The sequence below is a fragment of the Halomonas sp. AOP12-B1-6 genome (assembly GCF_052379225.1).
Taxonomy (GTDB): Bacteria; Pseudomonadota; Gammaproteobacteria; order Pseudomonadales; family Halomonadaceae; genus Vreelandella; species Vreelandella casei.
Genome location: NZ_JBQSYK010000004.1, coordinates 106,254 through 125,387, shown reverse-complemented (window position 1 = coordinate 125,387; position 19,134 = coordinate 106,254). Strand labels below are relative to the sequence as shown.

At 53.0% G+C, this 19,134-nt stretch carries 16 protein-coding genes, 2 tRNA genes, 1 other RNA gene and 1 pseudogene; 11 read left to right on the top strand and 9 right to left on the bottom strand.

The window, feature by feature from the left end; all coding sequences use genetic code 11:
* Nucleotides 1-32: 32 nt before the first annotated feature.
* Both ACT3TR_RS13180 and ACT3TR_RS13175 read right to left on the bottom strand, forming a co-directional pair.
* Nucleotides 33-404 (bottom strand): ComF family protein, encoded by a 372-nt coding sequence (locus ACT3TR_RS13180; RefSeq protein ID WP_444625574.1) that lies wholly within the window; start codon nt 402-404, stop codon nt 33-35.
* A gap of 141 nt (nt 405-545) precedes the next feature.
* A pseudogene (locus ACT3TR_RS13175) lies at nt 546-686 on the bottom strand (double zinc ribbon domain-containing protein); the annotation flags it as partial.
* A gap of 148 nt (nt 687-834) precedes the next feature.
* Between ACT3TR_RS13175 and ACT3TR_RS13170 the strand changes: the two are divergent.
* Nucleotides 835-919, top strand: a tRNA-Leu gene (locus tag ACT3TR_RS13170).
* Nucleotides 920-1,253: 334 nt separating this feature from the next.
* Here the strand turns inward: ACT3TR_RS13170 and ACT3TR_RS13165 are convergent.
* Entirely contained in the window at nt 1,254-2,015 is a 762-nt protein-coding gene (locus ACT3TR_RS13165) for an SDR family oxidoreductase (protein WP_096280284.1), read from the bottom strand.
* Between the two features lie 182 nt (nt 2,016-2,197).
* Here ACT3TR_RS13165 and ACT3TR_RS13160 point away from each other — a divergent pair, with 182 nt between their 5' ends.
* The 4 genes from ACT3TR_RS13160 to ACT3TR_RS13145 all read left to right on the top strand — a co-directional run bounded on the left by ACT3TR_RS13160 (nt 2,198) and on the right by ACT3TR_RS13145 (nt 5,881).
* Nucleotides 2,198-2,728 (top strand): FxsA family protein, encoded by a 531-nt coding sequence (locus ACT3TR_RS13160; protein WP_444625501.1) that lies wholly within the window; start codon nt 2,198-2,200, stop codon nt 2,726-2,728.
* A 235-nt stretch (nt 2,729-2,963) separates the two neighbouring features.
* Nucleotides 2,964-3,257 (top strand): co-chaperone GroES, encoded by a 294-nt coding sequence (locus tag ACT3TR_RS13155; RefSeq protein WP_096280288.1) that lies wholly within the window; start codon nt 2,964-2,966, stop codon nt 3,255-3,257.
* A gap of 57 nt (nt 3,258-3,314) precedes the next feature.
* Complete coding sequence (gene groL, locus ACT3TR_RS13150; protein WP_096280290.1) at nt 3,315-4,958, top strand: chaperonin GroEL; 1,644 nt, start codon at nt 3,315-3,317, stop codon at nt 4,956-4,958.
* A gap of 188 nt (nt 4,959-5,146) precedes the next feature.
* Entirely contained in the window at nt 5,147-5,881 is a 735-nt protein-coding gene (locus tag ACT3TR_RS13145) for an RNA methyltransferase (RefSeq protein WP_441684434.1), read from the top strand.
* Between the two features lie 63 nt (nt 5,882-5,944).
* On the opposite strand, the gene ACT3TR_RS13140 is transcribed toward ACT3TR_RS13145, so the two are convergent.
* On the bottom strand, nt 5,945-7,291 hold the full coding sequence (locus ACT3TR_RS13140) for a Na+/H+ antiporter family protein (RefSeq protein ID WP_096280294.1): 1,347 nt from the start codon (nt 7,289-7,291) through the stop codon (nt 5,945-5,947).
* 205 nt (nt 7,292-7,496) lie between these two features.
* On the opposite strand from ACT3TR_RS13140, the gene mntR reads away from it, so the two are divergent.
* Nucleotides 7,497-7,973: a manganese-binding transcriptional regulator MntR gene (mntR, locus tag ACT3TR_RS13135; protein WP_096280296.1), complete on the top strand. Its 477-nt coding sequence runs from the start codon at nt 7,497-7,499 to the stop codon at nt 7,971-7,973.
* 3 nt (nt 7,974-7,976) lie between these two features.
* Here mntR and ACT3TR_RS13130 read toward each other — a convergent pair whose 3' ends face one another.
* The 4 genes from ACT3TR_RS13130 to ACT3TR_RS13115 all read right to left on the bottom strand — a co-directional run bounded on the left by ACT3TR_RS13130 (nt 7,977) and on the right by ACT3TR_RS13115 (nt 10,126).
* Entirely contained in the window at nt 7,977-8,741 is a 765-nt protein-coding gene (locus ACT3TR_RS13130; protein WP_096280298.1) for a DUF3750 domain-containing protein, read from the bottom strand.
* A gap of 137 nt (nt 8,742-8,878) precedes the next feature.
* Nucleotides 8,879-8,975, bottom strand: an RNA gene (gene ffs, locus ACT3TR_RS13125) — signal recognition particle sRNA small type.
* A 51-nt stretch (nt 8,976-9,026) separates the two neighbouring features.
* A tRNA-Met gene (locus ACT3TR_RS13120) sits at nt 9,027-9,103 on the bottom strand.
* Nucleotides 9,104-9,190: 87 nt separating this feature from the next.
* Complete coding sequence (locus ACT3TR_RS13115) at nt 9,191-10,126, bottom strand: choline ABC transporter substrate-binding protein (protein ID WP_444625502.1); 936 nt, start codon at nt 10,124-10,126, stop codon at nt 9,191-9,193.
* 216 nt (nt 10,127-10,342) lie between these two features.
* Between ACT3TR_RS13115 and betI the strand changes: the two genes are divergently transcribed.
* The 5 genes from betI (at nt 10,343) to ACT3TR_RS13090 (ending at nt 18,733) form a co-directional block, all read left to right on the top strand.
* Entirely contained in the window at nt 10,343-10,963 is a 621-nt protein-coding gene (betI, locus tag ACT3TR_RS13110) for a transcriptional regulator BetI (protein ID WP_176483399.1), read from the top strand.
* 21 nt (nt 10,964-10,984) lie between these two features.
* Entirely contained in the window at nt 10,985-12,454 is a 1,470-nt protein-coding gene (betB, locus tag ACT3TR_RS13105; RefSeq protein WP_444625503.1) for a betaine-aldehyde dehydrogenase, read from the top strand.
* Nucleotides 12,455-12,463: 9 nt separating this feature from the next.
* Entirely contained in the window at nt 12,464-14,137 is a 1,674-nt protein-coding gene (betA, locus tag ACT3TR_RS13100; RefSeq protein WP_444625504.1) for a choline dehydrogenase, read from the top strand.
* A gap of 231 nt (nt 14,138-14,368) precedes the next feature.
* On the top strand, nt 14,369-16,855 hold the full coding sequence (locus ACT3TR_RS13095; protein ID WP_444625505.1) for an acyl-CoA dehydrogenase: 2,487 nt from the start codon (nt 14,369-14,371) through the stop codon (nt 16,853-16,855).
* A gap of 234 nt (nt 16,856-17,089) precedes the next feature.
* Entirely contained in the window at nt 17,090-18,733 is a 1,644-nt protein-coding gene (locus ACT3TR_RS13090; protein ID WP_444625506.1) for a glycerol-3-phosphate dehydrogenase/oxidase, read from the top strand.
* A gap of 76 nt (nt 18,734-18,809) precedes the next feature.
* Here the strand turns inward: ACT3TR_RS13090 and ACT3TR_RS13085 are convergent, their stop codons facing one another.
* Entirely contained in the window at nt 18,810-19,034 is a 225-nt protein-coding gene (locus ACT3TR_RS13085) for a hypothetical protein (RefSeq protein WP_180096060.1), read from the bottom strand.
* Between the last annotated feature and the right edge of the window lie 100 nt (nt 19,035-19,134).

The window sequence follows — 19,134 nt, the reverse complement described above, 5'->3', positions numbered from 1 at the left end:
TCACTCCTGGGGTCGGCAAAAAACCTATTCTATCAACCCTTGCCCAGGGGCGTCCGCGCTACTGCCCAAATATCGATGCGCTTAGCACCTGCCTCCAGCGCGGCACACGCCATTGCATGCCCAGTAGCACCGGTAGTCACCACATCATCAATGATCACCAAATGCTCCGGTGGCGGCATCTGAAATGCAAAAGCATCGGCTAAATTGGATGCCCGCTCGCGGCGATTCAACGTGCGCTGGGAACGGCTTCTCTTAACTCGCTGAGCAGTGTGCAATGGAACAGTCAATCTGTGGCTGAGCTGTTTTGCCAGCCAATATGATTGGTTAAATCCACGCTCACGGGCATTTGCAGGGTGCATCGGTACTGACACGAACGCTTGCCCAGTTAGCTGGGGCTGCGTCATTAACATCAGTTCGCAAAGCAATACCCCAGCCCTCGGTGAGGCGTTGAATTTAAAATCATGTATTAGCTCTTTAATGACACCCTGATACAGCAACCCCGCCTGAGTCGCCAAAAAGGCCGGAGGCTCCGTTAAGCAATGCCCGCATAATCGCTGGCCGTGCTTTACCGGCTCACCGCATTGGCGGCAGGCATATAAATTCCATGGAAGCTCATCGGCACACGCATCACACCACCCACACCCCTGCGCCGTAGGAGCTAGGCAAAAAGCGCAATAGCCCGGCATGTTTCGCTTTATCCAACAACTCCCTCTTTGCAGGCCTTGCTTCAAAAACGATTTCTTAGAAAACATAGACCGCTCTTCACCCATTTAAACAAATATCAAACTAGGCGTTGACTTGTATCACAAAAATGATAATATACGCCTCGTCTTCGCGGATGTGGTGGAATTGGTAGACACGCTAGATTTAGGTTCTAGTGCCGTAAGGTGTGGGAGTTCGAGTCTCCCCATCCGCACCAATTACTTGTTAGTTTTCAAGAAGTTAGCTTTAAAATTTTCTCTGAATTAGTCAGCATATCAGGCACCCATGAGGTGCTTTTTTTGTGCCTGCTCGTTACACAGCTGCACTTACTTAAGCAGAACCAAGTGAACGGCTTAAGCTGAACCGAGAGCAAGGCAAAATCAGCCGCGACTACTTTTAATGCAAAACCGTTGCGCTGTTTAATTGCTAATTGATGTTGCGGGCGTATCAATGATGCTTGCAGAGCGGCCATACAGGCCGCCCAGGCAGAGCTGGTGTAAAAACTATACTCAGTAAAAGCTATACTCAGTAAAAGCTATACTCAGTAAAAACTATAGCCTCAATCCGCCGTCACACTCAATGATGCGCCCGCTGAAATAATCATTTTCAACAATGAAAGCGACACTTTGGGCAATATTATCGGGATCCCCCAAACGTTTTAACGGCACGCTAGAGGTAATGCGCTCCAACATATCTGGGCGCATACCAGCAGTCATTTCAGTGGCCACAAATCCAGGTGCAACGGTACCTGTACGAATGCTATAGCGCGCCAGCTCCTTACTCCAGGTTACCGTTAACGCATGCACTCCCGCCTTGGCCGCCGCATAGTTACTCTGCCCCATATTGCCCGCACGCGAAATGCTTGAGATATTGACGATTACCCCCTCATGCCCTGCCTCAATCATCTGAGTAGCCGCTTCACGCCCGCACAGAAAAACGCCGGTTAAATTAACATTGATGACGTTTTGCCAGCTTTCCAGCGACATACGCTTCTCAACGTGGCCATCTTTCGCCTTGACCAGCAGTGCGTCCTGGGTAATGCCTGCGTTATTCACGCAGCCGCTTACCGGCGCCATGCGTTTTGCAATATCGGCAAATGCCTGAATAACGGAAGCCTCTTCCGCAACGTTTACCACAAAGGCCTGCGCATCAACCCCTTCAGCAGAAAGCTGTGATACCGCCTGAGCCAATGCTTCACTACTCATATCCAGCAGCGCCACGCGCGCGCCCTGCTTGCCCAAACGCAGGGCCGTGGCATAGCCCAATCCTCGTGCGCCACCGGTTATAGCAATGACTTTATCGGTAATAACCATCACTGACTCCTTTAAGAAGATTTACGCCGCCTCATTGTGCGCCGCACAACAAGGGATTTACTAGCCCGAATCGCACGGCACTAACGCTAAAACGCACATCTTTAGCTGCTTGTTATTTGTATTTCTGGCACCATATTAGCCAGCTACGACGGTTATTGAGTCGTTTATTTCTGGAGTTAACCATGCCTATTTTGATTTTTATATCGCTGTTCACTTTACTAGATTTTATTGTGCTTTTTTCAATTGGCAGCCAAATAGGTTTGATTACTACCCTATTATTAGTGCTTGGCACAGGCTTTGCCGGGCTACATCTTATTCGTAAAGAAGGCGTCTCAACCTTCGCCCGTGCACGCCAGCGCATGCAGGCAGGTGAAATTCCTTCTAGCGAGCTTCTGACTGGCGCCGCACTTATTTTTGGCGGCGCCTTACTGATGGCACCGGGTTTCTTGTCGGACGCACTTGGCCTTGCATGCCTGATTCCCAGTGCACGCCATTTAATGCTTAAAGCATTAACGTGGCTAGGCATTAAGACCATTGCAGGACAGCAGCAAGGCCCGCATACATCGTCTACCCACTCACGCTCAACGCGCGCCGACAACGATGACGGATGGTTTGATGGGCCAGCTAAAGACTCCGCAACTTCCTCATCGGATCAAAAAGGCCCCATTGAAGGTGATTTCATTAGCCGTGATGAGTCGTCACGCCATCGATAACGCACCGTTTGGAAGAAAATCTGCACAAAAGCAATTTTTTATTGCTCTCCCCCCTTGAAAGGCCACCTGCAGCCCCCACTTTTTAGCCAGCACATAATTTCGGTGACTGCTTAATGTAGCAGCCGCCATTAACAATGAAGACCGCAAGGTCTTCACGTCTCGCGGGGACTCCCACGAGAACATTTTTTAGCTAGCTGCCCTCAATAAGGGCTTCAACCTACTTAGGAGAACGTGAATGAACATCCGTCCTTTACATGATCGTGTCATCGTCCGTCGCGTTGAAGAAGAACAGAAAACGGCTGGTGGCATCGTGCTTCCTGGTAATGCACAAGAAAAACCTACCCGTGGTGAAGTATTAGCCGTCGGCAATGGTCGCATTCTTGAAAATGGCGAAGTACGTCCGCTAGACGTTAAAGTCGGCGACAACGTGATCTTTAAAGATGGCTACGGCGTTGAGAAACAAAAAGTCGACGGCGAAGAAGTTCTGATTATGAGTGAAACCGATATCCTTGCCGTTGTTGAAGGTTAATCCTCATTTCAGCTATTTACTTTCACGTTTTTGAATTCAATTTAGGAAGTAACCACTATGTCAGCTAAACAAGTTAAATTTTCTGATGACGCACGCAAACGTATGGCGCGCGGCGTTGATGTTCTTGCCAACGCAGTAAAAGTAACGCTAGGCCCGAAAGGCCGTAACGTGGTGCTGGAAAAATCCTTCGGCTCCCCCACCGTTACTAAAGACGGTGTCTCTGTCGCTAAAGAAATCGAACTGAAAGACAAGTTCGAGAACATGGGCGCCCAGATGGTTAAAGAAGTTGCTTCACAGACTTCTGATGCGGCTGGCGACGGCACCACCACCGCTACCGTTCTCGCCCAAGCAATCATTGCTGAAGGCCTGAAAGGCGTGACTGCCGGCATGAACCCGATGGACCTCAAGCGCGGCATCGATCAAGCCGTTGCGGCCGCTGTTAAAGAAATCAAAGCAATGTCTGTACCTTGCACCGACACCAAGTCGATTGCTCAGGTCGGCACGATTTCTGCCAACGGCGACAAGCGTATTGGTGAAATCATCGCTGAAGCGATGGAAAAAGTAGGTAAAGAAGGCGTCATCACCGTTGATGAAGGCCGTGGCTTTGAAGATGAGCTAGAAGTTGTTGAAGGTATGCAGTTTGATCGCGGCTACCTGTCTCCCTACTTCGTTACCAACCAGGACACCATGACGGTTGAACTGGAAGATCCTTACATCCTATTAGTGGATAAAAAGATCTCCAACATCCGTGAGCTGCTGCCGGTTCTTGAAGCCGTTGCTAAGCAAGGCAAGCCGCTAGCTATTATCGCTGAAGATATCGAAGGCGAAGCGCTTGCAACGTTGGTGGTTAACAACATGCGCGGTATCGTTAAAGTCGCTGCTGCTAAAGCACCTGGCTTCGGCGACCGTCGTAAATCCATGCTGCAGGACATTGCTATCCTGACCAACGGCACGGTCATTTCTGAAGAAGTTGGCCTGACGCTTGAGCAAGCTACCCTGGATCACCTGGGTACGGCTAAGCGCATGACGATGTCTAAAGAAAACACCACGATCATCGACGGCGCTGGTGCAGAAAACGACATTGAAGCTCGCGTTAACCAGATCCGCGCGCAAATCGAAGATACGTCTTCTGATTACGACAAAGAGAAGCTGCAAGAGCGTGTTGCTAAACTAGCAGGCGGTGTTGCTGTTATCCGCGTTGGTGCTGCGACCGAAGTGGAAATGAAAGAGAAGAAAGCACGCGTTGAAGACGCTCTGCACTCTACTCGTGCAGCCGTTGAAGAAGGCGTGGTACCTGGTGGCGGTACAGCACTCGTTCGCGTTATGGCTAAAGTACAAGGCCTGACTGGCGAAAACGAAGACCAAAACCACGGTATCAACATGGCGCTGCGCGCTATGCAGTCACCGCTTCGTCAAATCGTGACTAACGCTGGTGAAGAAGCTGCCATCGTAATTAATCGCGTTAAAGATGAAGTAGGCAACTTCGGCTACAACGCACAGACCGGCGAATACGGCGATCTGTTCGAAATGGGCGTTCTGGACCCCGCTAAAGTAACCCGTACTGCGCTGCAGTCCGCTGGTTCTGTTGCAGGTCTGATGATCACCACTGAGTGCATGATCGCAGAAGACCCCGAAGAGAAAGAAGGCGCTCCTGATATGGGCGGCATGGGTGGAATGGGTGGTATGGGCGGCATGATGTAACGCAACCCTGAGCCCTTTGCTCAAGATGACTAGCTGTTAATGTCATCACCAACAACCCCGCCTTGTGCGGGGTTGTTGCGTTATAAAGACCTGCACGGCATTAACGCTACATCATAACTTATCGTCCATTCAGCTAAGCCAACGTGCTATTATCAGGCCGATTTTTTAAGGCTATAGAGCGATAACGCATGTTGCAGCATATCCGTATCGTGCTCGTACAGACCTTTCACCCAGGCAATATTGGGGCTGCGGCGCGGGCAATGAAAACCATGGGTTTGACTGAGCTGGTGCTGGTTAACCCACGCTCATACCCTGATGAAGAAGCCACTCGCCTTTCCGCGGGCGCTAACGATGTGCTTGATAATGCCCGCATTGTCAGCTCGCTAGACGCCGCTGTTATCGACTGTGTTCAAGTGGTGGGGGCTAGCGCGCGCCTGCGCAGCCTACCGTTGCCCCACTATGATGAACCCGACGATATGGCCTTAGACGTCATTCAGAATGCGCAAACTGCACCGGTAGCACTAGTATTTGGACGAGAGCGCTCAGGACTTACAAACGATGAGATTCGCTGCTGCACCCACCAGGTCAGCATCCCAGCCAATGCCGATTACGGCATTCTGAATTTATCTCAAGCGGTGCAAATTTTAGCGTACGAAGTGCACCGTGCATGGCGTAAAAGCGCAGATAACGATTTCGCATATCAACGGCCGCTGGAAGCGATACCCCCTAGCCGTGAACAGTTTCTACACTTCCAAGCGCATCTCGGGGAGTTAATGCAAAAAAGTGGCTTTTTAACCCAACCCCACGCCCGCACTGAAGAGCAGCTCCAAGCACTCTTTGCTCGCGCGCAGCCTAGCCGCAAAGAGCTTTCTCTGCTGCGAGGCCTACTAAGCGCTTTTGAGTCTTATTTGCCTAAGCAGTGAGGCATGATTACTCATAAAAAAGGGACAACGCCTGTTGTCCCTTTGCATATCAAAGCCACATGCTTACAGCATCATTGCCGCCAGCCAGCCAAAGCCCACTAGTGGAATATTGTAATGCAGAAACGTCGGCACAACGCTGTCCCAAATGTGATCATGCTGACGATCCACATTAAGACCGGAGGTCGGCCCCAGGGTTGAATCAGACGCAGGTGAGCCCGCATCTCCCAGCGCCGCTGCCGTACCTACCAGCACTACCGTGGCCATGGGCGAAAAGCCAAACTGCACCGCTAAGGGCACAAAAATAGCGGCAATAATGGGAATGGTTGAGAACGAAGAGCCAATCCCCAGCGTTATAAACAGCCCGACCAGCAGCATTACTAGCGCAGCTAAGCCTCGGTTATCACCCAGTACCGCAAAGGCACCCGATACCAGCGTGTCGATTTCACCCGTGGTTTTCATCACTTCGGCAAAGCCCGCCGCTGAAATCATGATAAAACCAATCAGCGCCATCATTCGCATGCCGCTGGTAAAGAGATCATCAGCTTCTCGCCACTTGAATATTCCCCCAAGCGAGAGCAAACCAATTCCTACCAAGCCACCTAAAATCATTGAGCCGCTATATAGCTGCAGCCCCAGCGCAGCGACGATGGCAACACCCGACATTATAAGCCCCAGCATGTGAGGCTCGGCGGGCGTATGCCCTTCCATCACGTTAGCGTTAGCAATGTCTTGAGCCTGATAGTCACGCGGGCGCCGATAGCTCCAAAATAGCGCGACGATTAGCCCTAACGCCATACCGCCTACCGGGATCGCCATGGCCATAGGCACCATGCCACGGGTAATCTCTAAGCCTAACGGCCCGCCGGCGCTATTTAAGTTAGCGAGCAATATATCGTTGAGGAAGATCGCCCCAAAACCGACTGGCAGCAGCATGTACGGCGCAGTTAATCCAAACGTGAGTGCACAGGCCACCGCGCGCCGATCTAGCCTCAAGCGATTCATCACGATTAAGAGCGGCGGAATAAGCACGGGTATAAAAGCGATATGCACAGGAATAGCGTTTTGTGACGAGATGGCAACCAGCAAAACCGCCGTTAGCAGCAGCACTTTAACGCGCGCTTGATGTGCTGGCGTGGTTTGTTTGCCCAGTAACGTAATCAGACGATTCGCCAGCATGTCCGGCAAACCAGAGCGGGAAATCGCCACTGCAAACGCGCCTAGAGTGGCATAGGCCAATGCAACTTGGGCACCGCCACCCACGCCTGCATTAAACGCATCCATGGTTTGCTCAAGGCTCAACCCACCCACCAAGCCGCCCACTAAAGCACCCAGCACCAGCGCGAAAACCACCGAGACACGCGCCAGCGATAGCGCAACCATCACCAGCACCGCCAGAATTACTGCATTCATGAAGATCCCTAAAGCTATTGAAAGGCTATTTACAGCGAAGGTGGCGGATTTTAGCAGAATAAAACAACAAACCTAAGCAGGGGGACTCAGCAAAAGTACTGATTCTTAGCGGATCTCTTTTGTGTATTATCAACTGGAAAGCTTTGTGCGTAAAAATACGCGACTATCCAATGATTGTTACACCAGCCTCCGATATAATCTGCCGATGACTGAATCTAATCCGAACGCCTCATTGCCCGCCGCCAGCATTCCTGGCGATGCGCTGCCCCCCGTGGAGCAGCACGCCCTGCAATACGCAACGGTGCGCAACGCTCACGAAACCGAATTGATTGAAGACTATGTTGAGCTGATAGGTGATTTGCTGATGCACCGTGGCGAAGCCCGTGCAGCGGATATAGCCAATCGCATGGCGGTTAGCCAAGCGACTGTATCGAAAATGATTCGGCGTTTAAATGAGCTGGAGCTAGTGACTAGCAAGCCCTACCGATCGCTGTTCCTCACCGAGGCTGGCCAAAAAATGGCCGAGACGTCGCGTGCTCGCCACGACATCGTGCTGCACTTCCTGCGTGCACTGGGTGTTAAAGATGCCACCGCCCGCATTGATGCTGAAGGCATGGAGCATCACGTAAGCGATGAAACACTCACGATCATGCAACGCTTTACCGACCACCAGCAAAATTAAAAGCTAATCACCACTGCCTGATACTCGGGCGGGCATTCCCAGCCTCCCGATACCCGGCAGCTTTAACGCAGGCCGCATAACATCAAAACCAACGCTGAGCCCTAAAAAATTAATCTCAAGACCCTCTTCCAGCGCGAACATAATGCCGATCATGCCGCCTAGTGAAAACTGGTAGCCAGTGCCGCTGGGGGCAGGCGCAAACACGCCGTTAAAAATATAATCCTTACCGATAGCCGTCACAGGCAGCGTTACCTCAAACCCTGGTACTTCACGTATTACCCAGGCAATAAAGCTATTGCTATTAGGCCCGGGCCACACGCGGTAAAGGTCGGCTTGAGGATAATCCGTGGCGGCGGCCTCTATTTTCGGAATCATCTGGCCAGCCGCTTCCCCGCGATAATCGGCCAACAGCGTAGGCGCATTTCCAAACCAAGTCCGGTCAGGCGTATCAATAGAGGACACCACCGTGGGCTGGCGCCAGCTCAATACCTGATGTAGCCGATAACTGTCAGCATTTTCCGCTTTGGTTGCGATCCAAATATGCTCGCCAAACGCCCCTCGCCAATTGTATGCCCGGGCCGAATAGACCTGCACAACAGCCTCAGAATAGGCTGCAGGGTCAGGCGCAATACCCGTCGAGGTGCGATCTAACGATGACCAATGAACATCCGTGACCACCTGATTCGTCACCAATAACCATGCAGGTCCCACTAACAGCAGCGCCAAAAGCGCCACGAGGCTGAGCAGCCATCGCAGTAGCGTTTTCATCGTAATACCCGTAAGGCTAATATTAAATGTAAGTACCGCACTAGCTTACAAGACGCAAGCGTATTGCTTGACGAGTCTGTGCGTCAGCAGTATTTAAAGGAGGGAAATAAAATAATGCAGGCTAGAAATGGTGGTAGCCCCAGAAGCCACATCCCGGCACACGCAGCCACCACTACCGTTGCTCCCTTCCGGGCCTGGCGGGGTTCGCAGTTTAGCGTTGCGGGAGGACCTAAGGGGCCACCATAACGGCACACTCTGTATGAAATAAGTGTGCTAATGCTGATGTGGTGGCTACGCCCTGATTTGAACAGGGGACCCCATCATTATGAGTGATGTGCTCTAACCAGCTGAGCTACGTAGCCTTTTCCTCATCAACGGGTGCAGATTATGCCTATCTTAAATGCGAAAGGCAAGCCGGATTCCGACTCACCTTCCCCACCTAAATTAGCTTATTGAATGGCAGCGCGCACGGCCTCTGCGCCAGGCTCGCCATTACGCGTTGTCACGCCGTTTAACCACTCATCCAGGATACTGTCATTGGCTTTTAAGTAGTCACGCGCGGCGTCACGGGGCGCGACACCATCATCCATAATCGCGCTCATCAGCTGGTTCTCCATTTCCAGCGTAAAGGTCATATTGCGTAATAACACCCCCACATTTGGGCACTCATCCACAAACCCCGCGCGTGTATTTGTATGCACCGTCGCGCCCCCTAGCTCAGGGCCAAAATAATCATCGGCGCCTGAGAGATAGGCCATCTCAAAGTTAGAGTTCATGGGGTGTGGCTCCCAACCTAAAAACACCATCCACTGCTCATTCGGGACGCGCGCACGCAACTCCGCCAACATCCCTGCCTCGCTGGAGTTAACCACCTGCCAGTCGCCTAACTCATAGGCGTTATCATCAATCATTTGCTCGATTAGCTCGTTGCCATCGTTGCCTGCTTCAATGCCGTGCACGCTGCGGTCAAACTGATCTGCATGCGCCGCCAGGTCATTGACCGATGTCACACCCGCATCATAAACGTATTGCGGCACGGCCAGTGTGTACTTTGCCCCTTCCAGGTTAGCTACCAAGCGCTCGACCTCCCCTCGCTCTATATAAGGGTCGCTAATAGATGCCATTGAAGGCATCCAGTTGCCCAGAAATACATCAAAATCATTGTTGCGCATCCCCGCGTAGGCAATGGGCACAGAGACCGTATCTATGCTTGATACATAGCCGAGCCCTTCAAGCACTTCACTGGCCAGCGCGGTGGTCGCGGTAATGTCTGTCCAGCCGACTTCAGCAAAGCGTACGCTGCTGCATTCGTCGGCATAAGCCACCGCTGGCAATCCGGCGGCCAGCAGTAAAGCACCGGCGTAACACGTCGAAATTTTACTCATGTTCGTTGTCCCCTTGAAACGTCTGATGCGAGCGCACTGAGAGCTCAGCTCACATTCAGAAAAAAGTACGTCGCCTGTATAGACCGATCTTTTATTGATTGAACGTTCAATAAAAAAATGCCATCATGGTTAGGTAATCATGCTTAACAGTGGGTTTCAAGTTTCACTCACGCTAAGTATTCAACGTATACAGGTGAGCGTTCGCAGGAGATCAACGTGCCAAAGGTTGGAATGGAACCGATACGCCGTCAGCAGTTAATCCACGCAACGATGGCTGCCATTGATGAAGTTGGTCTAGCCGAAGCCACCGTGATGCGCATTTCTCGTCATGCGGGCGTATCTGCGGGCATCATCAGCCATTACTTTGGCGGCAAAGATGGCCTGCTGGAAGCAACCATGCGGCAAATCCTCACCGATCTTACCGAGGCCGTTGCCGCGCGCCGCCATGCGTTAACAGACGACTCTCCGCGCGCCCACATTAGCGCTATTATTGAGGGCAACTTTGACCGCACTCAAGTCACCGGCCCCGCTGCCAAGACATGGTTAGCCTTTTGGGCGAGCAGCATGCACAAGCCCATGCTTCAGCGCTTGCAAAACGTCAATGACCGGCGCCTTTACACCCATTTATGCCATCAGTTTAGACGCGTAATGCCACGCCATGATGCCCGCAGCGCCGCCCGCGGTTTGGCGGCGATGATTGACGGCCTATGGCTGCGCGGAGCGTTAACGCCTGCAGGGCTTGATGCAGATGAAGCCCGGCTTATCGCGCAGGCCTACCTTGATCAACTGCTTGATCATCATGGCTGTGCAACGTCTGCATCCGATACATATCGCTAGTTTTTATTCGAGGAGACCTACATGGCCGCTCAAGACATACAGCCTCTCTATATTGATGGTCGCCAGGTAAGCGCCACGTCAGGTGAAACCTTTACCGTCACCAATCCTTTTAATGGCAGCCTGATCGCTACGATCGGCCAAGCCAGCCAGTCCGATGTTGACACCGCCGTTGAAGCCGCTCAGCGCGGCCAGCGTGAGTGGGCCGCCATGACCGGCATGCAGCGTTCGCGCGTATTATTGCGCGCCGTGGCATTGTTACGAGAACGTAATGACGAGCTTGCCGAATTGGAAACCCGCAATACCGGCAAGCCGATTAGCGAAACGGCGAGCGTTGATATCGTGACCGGCGCCGATGCGCTTGAGTACTACGCTGGCCTGGCGCCTGCTATTGAAGGCAATCAGATCCCCCTACGTGACAGCTCTTTTGTGTACACCCGCCGCGAGCCGCTGGGCGTGATTGGTGCCATTGGGGCGTGGAACTATCCCATCCAAATAGCTTGCTGGAAAGCAGCGCCGGCGCTGGCCGCAGGCAATGCGGTAGTATTTAAGCCTAGCGAAGTCACCCCACTCACGGTCATGAAGCTGGCCGAGATCTTTACACAAGCAGGCCTGCCTAACGGCGTCTTTAACGTGGTGCAAGGCGATGGCCGCGTGGGCGCCATGCTCACCCAGCACCCTGGTATCGCCAAAGTCTCGTTTACTGGCGAAGCGGGCACCGGCAAGAAAGTCATGGCTGCCGCCGCAAGCTCGACGCTAAAAGACGTCACTATGGAGCTTGGCGGCAAGTCGCCGCTGCTGGTATTCGCCGACGCCGACCTGGACCGTGCCGCTGACGCTGCCATGATGGCCAACTTCTATTCAAGTGGCCAAATCTGCACTAACGGCACACGGGTGTTTGTGGAGCGCAGCGTCAAAGATGCCTTTGAAGCCAAGCTGGTCGAGCGCGTTAAGCGCATTAAGGCGGGTGACCCTATGGATCCTAGCGTCAACTTTGGCCCGCTGGTCAGTTTCGAGCATCAAGAGAAAGTGCTTTCCTATATCGCTTTGGGCAAAGAGCAAGGTGCTCGTCTGCTCGTAGGCGGTGACGACTGGAGCACTGGCAGTTTTGCAGATGGCGCCTGGGCTGCACCAACCGTGTTCACCGACTGCACCGACGACATGCGTATCGTGCGTGAAGAGATCTTCGGCCCGGTAATGTCAGTGTTGGTTTTCGATGACGAAAATGAAGTTATTCGCCGCGCCAATGACACCACGTATGGACTTGCCGCCGGTGTCTTTAGCGAAAGCCTCAATCGTGCCCACCGCGTGATTCACCAACTGGAAGCCGGTATTTGCTGGATTAACACTTGGGGTGAGTCACCCTCCGAGATGCCGGTAGGCGGCTATAAAGAGTCGGGTATTGGTCGCGAGAACGGTATCGAGACGCTTAATCACTATACCCAAACTAAGTCCGTACAGATTGAAATGGGCCCGTTTGAGTCAGTGTTTTAAGGAGTTATTATGTCTCAACCACGCGAATTTGATTACATCATTATCGGCGCAGGCTCCGCAGGCAACGTGCTTGCTACTCGCCTGACCGAAGACAGCAGCGTCAGTGTGCTGCTACTGGAAGCGGGCGGCCCAGACTATCGCCTCGACTTCCGCACCCAAATGCCAGCGGCCCTGGCATTCCCGCTGCAGGGCAAACGCTATAACTGGGCGTTCGAAACCGATCCCGAACCGCATATGGATGGCCGCCGCATGGAGTGTGGCCGAGGCAAAGGCCTGGGCGGCTCCTCGCTGATTAACGGCATGTGCTACATCCGTGGCAACGCCCTCGACTACGACAACTGGGCCAAACAGCCCGGTCTTGAAGATTGGGACTACCTCAGCTGCCTTCCCTACTTCAAAAAATGCGAAACCCGCGATACCGGCGCTAATAGCTACCACGGTGGTGAAGGCCCGGTCAGCGTGACCACGCCAAAAGCGGATAACAACCCGCTCTATCGCACCTTTATTGAAGCTGGTAAGCAGGCAGGCTACCCGGAAACCGAAGACGTAAACGGCTACCAGCAAGAGGGCTTTGGCCCCATGGACCGCTTTGTGACGCCGAAGGGCCGTCGTGCGTCCACTGCCCGTGGCTACCTAGACACTGCCAAAAAACGCCAAAATTTCACCATTGAAACTCACGCGGTTACTGACGTTATTGAGTTTGAAGGTAAACGCGCCGTTGGCGTTCGTTATGAACAGAAAGGCGAAAAGCAGCAGGTCTACGCACGCCGTGAAGTTCTTTTATGCGGGGGCGCTATCGCCTCGCCGCAGATTTTGCAGCGCTCAGGCATCGGCAATCCAGAACTGCTGAAAGAGCTTAATATCGAGACGGTTCACGCCCTGCCCGGCGTGGGTGAAAATCTCCAGGATCACCTGGAAATGTACATTCAATACGAGTGCAAGGAACCTATCTCGCTCTATCCGGCGCTGAAGTGGTATAACCAGCCTAAAATTGGCGCGGAATGGCTTTTCAATGGCACCGGCGTAGGCGCCAGCAACCAGTTCGAAGCCTGTGGATTCATCCGCAGCCGTGATGAAGAAGAGTGGCCCAATCTTCAGTACCACTTTTTACCCATTGCCATCAGCTACAACGGCAAAAGCGCGGTGCAGGCTCACGGCTTCCAGGCCCACGTTGGCTCTATGCGCTCAGAAAGCCGTGGCCGCATTCGCTTAACGTCGAAAGATCCTCACGCGGCGCCGAGCATTTTGTTCAACTACATGGCTAAAGAGAACGACTGGCAAGAGTTTCGCGACGCCATTCGCCTTACCCGCCATATCATCGCCCAGCCAGCGTTTGAACCATATCGCGGTCGTGAAATAGCCCCTGGCGCTGACGTTCAGTCAGATGCTGAAATCGATGCATTCGTTAAGGAACACGCCGAAACGGCCTACCACCCCTGTGGCAGCTGCAAAATGGGTAGCGATGAACTCGCGGTGACCGATGGCCAGGGCCGCGTCCATGGCATTGAAGGTCTGCGCGTGGTCGATGCGTCACTTTTCCCGGTAATCCCTACTGGCAATCTAAACGCCCCGACCATTATGTTGGCGGAAAAAATCGCTGACCGTATAAAAGGCAGCGCACCGCTGCCTCGTGCCAGCGTTGACTACTATGTAGCAAACGGCGCACCCGCACAGCGCGTCTAAACATAAGCGCACCTGAACATTTAGTCCGTTTATCACTCAAAACGTCATGGCTTATTGCCATGGCGTTTTTTTATAGTGTGTGCGGCTATAATGGCCTTAACCCTACCTAAATACTTGCACCAAACGGCACCCATCTGCCAATATTCAAACATCCGTTCGACCCGTTATTGTATTGCCTTTTTACTAACAACAGCAGGCTGAAATAAAAGGCCTGAAACAGAGAGAGAGTCTATGCTCACCCTACTCCTTATCGTGCTCGCCATCGCAGGTCTGCTCGTGGTAATGCGCCGTGAAGCTGGCGCTCCCGCGGCGCTGATCGTGCTTGCCGTGCTGGGCCTCGTTGGCCTGCTGTTTGACGCGAAAGTGATCGGCCTGCTGCTGCTTATTGCCGCTGCGGCGGTTGCCGCCGCTGGCCTCCCCGCGCTGCGTAGCCAATGGCTAACGCCGCGCCTATTTACCATGTTTAAAAAGGTGGCACCGAAAGTATCTGCGACAGAGCGCACGGCTTTAGAAGCAGGCAGCGTTTCGTGGGATGGCGAATTATTTTCAGGCAAGCCTCAGTGGGACAAACTGCTGGCTTTTAAAGACGACGGGCTGCGCGACGATGAGAAAGCCTTTCTAGCCAACCAGTGCGCCAAAGCGGCGGGGATGTGCAATGCCTGGGATATCGCCCATGAGCGCGCCGACCTGCCCCAGCAACTGTGGGACTACCTGAAAAAAGAAGGCTTCTTCGGCATGATTATTCCGAAGGAGTACGGCGGGCTTGGCTTCTCCGCGAAAGCCCAGTCGATGGTGCTGCAAAAACTCTCTGCCAATGAAACGCTGATGGTCACCGTGGGCGTTCCCAACTCACTCGGCCCCGGTGAACTGCTGCTTAAATACGGCACCCAAGAGCAAAAAGATCACTACCTGCCGCGCTTATCCGACGGCCGTGAAATCCCTTGCTTTGGCCTCACCGGCCCTCGCGCGGGCTCAGACGCCACGTCTCTGCCCGACACCGGCATCGTCTGCAAGCAGACCATCAATGGCGAAGAGGTGCTGGGTCTTCGTCTTAACTTCGAAAAGCGCTGGATCACCCTCGCCCCCATCGCCACCGTTGTGGGCCTTGCGTTTCGCTTGTTTGATCCAGAGAAACTGCTGGGTGACGAAGAAGATCGCGGCATAACCTTGGCCTTGATTCCCCGTGACACCGCTGGCATGGAAATAGGTCGTCGCCATCACCCTATCGGCAGCCCGTTTATGAACGGACCGATTGTGGGTAACGATGTCTTTGTACCGCTGGACACCATCATTGGTGGCCAGGACATGATCGGCCAAGGCTGGCGCATGCTGGTGGAATGCTTATCTATTGGCCGCTGTATCACGCTGCCGTCAGGCGCTACCGGCACTGCGCGCTATGCGCTGGGTTGGAGCGGCGGTTTCACCCGTGTTCGTCGTCAGTTCAACGTGCCGGTGGCGGAAATGGAAGGTGTGCAAGAGCCGCTCGCACGCATGGCAGCAATGGCCTACATTTCCCAGGCAACCGTGTACCAAACCGCGAACATGATTGATCACGGCGAAAAACCCGCGGTGCCTTCAGCGATTCTGAAAAGTCAGCTAACCGAGTTTCAGCGCGTGCTGCTTAGTGACGCCATGGATGTTCATGGCGGTAAGGCCGTGACGCTTGGCCCGCGCAACTATTTGGGCATCGGCTACAGCGCAAACCCGGTGGCGATCACCGTGGAAGGCGCCAACATTATGACCCGTAACCTGATGATCTTTGGTCAGGGCGCTATCCGCTGTCACCCGTATGTGCTGGATGAACTGGCCGCTAAAGACGCAAACGATATTCAGGCGTTTGATAAAGCCTTCTTCAGCCATGCAGGGCTGATTTTCGGCAACGCAGCCCGCGCCTTAACCCTCGGCTTTGGCCTGGGTAAAGCTAGCGTGCCTTTCGATGCTCCTGCCGCTATGTATGCCCAAGACGTGGCACGTCTCTCTGCGGGCTTCGGGCTATGTGCCGATGCCGCGATGGCAAGCTTAGGCTCAGCGCTTAAGAAGCGCGAGATGCTTTCTGCACGCCTGGGCGATGTGCTTTCGAATCTTTATCTCACGTCAATGGTGCTGAAGCAGTGGCAAGCCGGCAGTAAGGTAGAAGGCGAAGAAGCGCTATTGCACTATAGCTGCCGCTTTTTACTCCAGCGTGCCGAGCAAGCGCTTGTGGAGGTTTTCGATAATCTTCCCAATCGTATCCTGGGTAAAACGCTCAATGCCTTGGTCATGCCGGCCGGCCGTCGCTGGAATAAGCCCCATGACGATCTTGCCCGCGACATCGCCAAGCGCGTTTCCACCCACAGCGCTCTGCGCACAAAGCTGTTGGATAACACTTGGGACGCGGATGACGGTGAACAGCGCAACCCGCTAGCACGCTATAACGCCCTGCTGGTTGACTATGACCGCGCCGAGGTACTCTATCGAACGGTGAATAAAGCCTATTCAAAAGGTGAGATACCGCAAACGGCGCTTCACCCGGAAGCTCGTATTGAGGCCGGTTTGGAAAAAGGCCTCATCAGCGAGGACGATGCCATCTTCATGCGTACCTTTGAAGCGGAAGTGTTGGAAATGCTCACCGTCGATGACTTCGCCTACGATGCCTTTGCCAAGAACAAATCCACGCTAATTGATCATAACGGCCAATCCTCGCCAGCACCTCAGCAGGAAGAAGCCGGCATTAAATAACGCTTTTTGCTCTGCTCGCCTTCAACCGGCCCCTGATAATAAGGGGCCGTTTTTTTTGCGCCCACGTTATCTACCTACCGAGCAGTCTATAAGGCGATGCTAGCCTAATGCGTCCAAAAGAACATTGAATGTTCGAAAATGATCACCTATAGTTTCGTTAGTGAAAAAAACAATAAACCTCCTACTGTTCACACCATGACGGTAAGCGAGTTTTTTATGTTAACGGGGCCCGCCATGACACTGCGAAATCGAAACACTGAAAAGTTACCTACCGATATTTTTGACGCGCTCATTATCGGTGGCGGTATTAATGGCGCGGCCACGGCAGCGGCACTGGCAGGAAAAGGCGCAAAAGTTGCCTTGATTGACCGTGGCGATTTCGCCGGCAGCACCAGCATGCACTCCTCCAATTTAGTATGGGGAGGCATTAAATATATGGAAAGCAACGACTTTTCACTGGTTCGAAAGCTGTGTAAAAGCCGCAATCACTTGATTAAGAGCTATCCTTCCACGGTGCAGGAAATCCGCTTTCTAACCACTATTTCAAAAGGTTTTCGCCACTCACCGCGCTACCTATGGGCAGGCACCTGGCTTTATTGGCTAATGGGTAATGGCTTTACCAAATTGCCACGACTACTCTCATCGAAAAAGATCAAGCACGAAGAGCCCATCATCAACACGCAGAACTCGGTCGGTGGTTTTGAATACTCCGATGCTTATCTTCACGATAATGATGCACGGTTTGTGTTTAATTTTATGCGCCACGCGCTCAACTATGGCGCGGTTGCCGCAAACTACGTTGAGTCACTCGGTGCCGAGCGCGAGGGTGATTTATGGGTCACCAAGGCCCGCAACGTAATGGATGGCAGTACCTTTGACATTCGCGCCAAGGTACTGATTAACGCGGCAGGCCCCTGGGTAGATCAACATAATGAGCTAACACGTCAAAAAACGACGCACCACCATCTTTATTCCAAAGGTATTCACCTTATCGTCCCGCAGTTAACCGATTCCCAGCGCGTACTGGCGTTTTTTGCTGACGACGGGCGGCTATTTTTTGTCATTCCCATGGGGAATCGTACCTGCATCGGCACCACCGATACGCATATGGAGCACCCGGAGGTTGACGTCACCGCTGACGATATCGCCTTTGTATTGGAAAATATCAACAAGCGTTTAACGTTAGATAAACCGCTTAGCCAAGACGACATTATCTCGACACGCTGCGGAGTGCGGCCGTTAGCGATTAAAGGCGATCAAGGCAGTGACCGTGATTTCTTGCAGCTTTCGCGCAAGCACGTGATCGATACCAATGACGACAGCGCCCATATCAGTATCTTTGGCGGCAAACTCACCGACTGTTTAAACGTTGGTGATGAAATTGCCGAGGAAATGACGCGCTTGGGCGTAACGCTATCCGCGCCTGATTTTAAATGGTATGGCGAGCCAGCAGACGCCGTGAAGCAGCAGTTTATGGATCAGGCCAAACGCATGAACTTAGATGCGATGACCGCAGCTACTTCATCAGAGCCTCTCTCGACGCGAATCTGGCGGCGCTACGCTGACCAAGCTGTTCAGATGCTAGCCAAAATCCAAGAGGACCCTGCTCAAGCTGACATCTTAATTGAAGGCACCGAATATATTCGCTGCGAGTTAGAGCACGCCCGCGACCACGAAATGATCACCCAGCTTGAAGATTTTCTACGTCGTCGCGCCAAAGTCTCGCTTGTCGTACCCCATGAGCAACTGCGCCAATCCAGTGGCTTAAAAGAGGCCTGCCGCGTGTTATTTGGCGACGATGCTGAAGAGCGCTTTAATAGCTATTTTGAACTGCACCGGGATACCTCACGGCCAGCGATATCCGCGGCTGACGCTTAAGCTTTTCGCCGCTACAAAAAAGCCCCCTTACGTAATAAGGGGGCTAGTTGTTGCTTACCGGTTAAAACCTCGCGCCCTACTCTTCGTCTTCAATGCGCAGCTGAGAATCTCCAGAGAGCACTTCATCCCAGGCCTCTTCCAGCGTGCAGCCTGAACGACTGTCTACGGTATCGATAACCTCAACCGCATGCTGTAGTGACTCACGATTGCCCTTTAACGCCACGACCAGCCTAGCGAGATCTTGCTTGCTGAAAGAGCTAGCGATGCTATCGGCTTGTTGGCTAAGTTCGATGCAGTTCATTAGTAATACCTCATGGTATGGTCATCCGCTGCCGGTCCGTTAATCGGTTACCAAGCAGCCATCTTATTGAGAAAGAAGGGTGACATTGCTACTCATGCTG

Bases quoted from the DNA above. Each gene is read 5' to 3' on its own strand.
- ACT3TR_RS13090 (WP_444625506.1), top strand. From the start codon at position 17,090: ATGACACTGCGAAATCGAAACACTGAAAAGTTACCTACCGATATTTTT.
- ACT3TR_RS13140 (WP_096280294.1), bottom strand. From the start codon at position 7,291: ATGAATGCAGTAATTCTGGCGGTGCTGGTGATGGTTGCGCTATCGCTG.
- ACT3TR_RS13155 (WP_096280288.1), top strand. From the start codon at position 2,964: ATGAACATCCGTCCTTTACATGATCGTGTCATCGTCCGTCGCGTTGAA.
- ACT3TR_RS13095 (WP_444625505.1), top strand. From the start codon at position 14,369: ATGCTCACCCTACTCCTTATCGTGCTCGCCATCGCAGGTCTGCTCGTG.
- groL (WP_096280290.1), top strand. From the start codon at position 3,315: ATGTCAGCTAAACAAGTTAAATTTTCTGATGACGCACGCAAACGTATG.
- ACT3TR_RS13085 (WP_180096060.1), bottom strand. From the start codon at position 19,034: ATGAACTGCATCGAACTTAGCCAACAAGCCGATAGCATCGCTAGCTCT.
- ACT3TR_RS13115 (WP_444625502.1), bottom strand. From the start codon at position 10,126: ATGAGTAAAATTTCGACGTGTTACGCCGGTGCTTTACTGCTGGCCGCC.
- ACT3TR_RS13130 (WP_096280298.1), bottom strand. From the start codon at position 8,741: ATGAAAACGCTACTGCGATGGCTGCTCAGCCTCGTGGCGCTTTTGGCG.
- mntR (WP_096280296.1), top strand. From the start codon at position 7,497: ATGACTGAATCTAATCCGAACGCCTCATTGCCCGCCGCCAGCATTCCT.
- ACT3TR_RS13160 (WP_444625501.1), top strand. From the start codon at position 2,198: ATGCCTATTTTGATTTTTATATCGCTGTTCACTTTACTAGATTTTATT.
- ACT3TR_RS13145 (WP_441684434.1), top strand. From the start codon at position 5,147: ATGTTGCAGCATATCCGTATCGTGCTCGTACAGACCTTTCACCCAGGC.
- ACT3TR_RS13180 (WP_444625574.1), bottom strand. From the start codon at position 404: ATGACGCAGCCCCAGCTAACTGGGCAAGCGTTCGTGTCAGTACCGATG.
- betA (WP_444625504.1), top strand. From the start codon at position 12,464: ATGTCTCAACCACGCGAATTTGATTACATCATTATCGGCGCAGGCTCC.
- betB (WP_444625503.1), top strand. From the start codon at position 10,985: ATGGCCGCTCAAGACATACAGCCTCTCTATATTGATGGTCGCCAGGTA.
- ACT3TR_RS13165 (WP_096280284.1), bottom strand. From the start codon at position 2,015: ATGGTTATTACCGATAAAGTCATTGCTATAACCGGTGGCGCACGAGGA.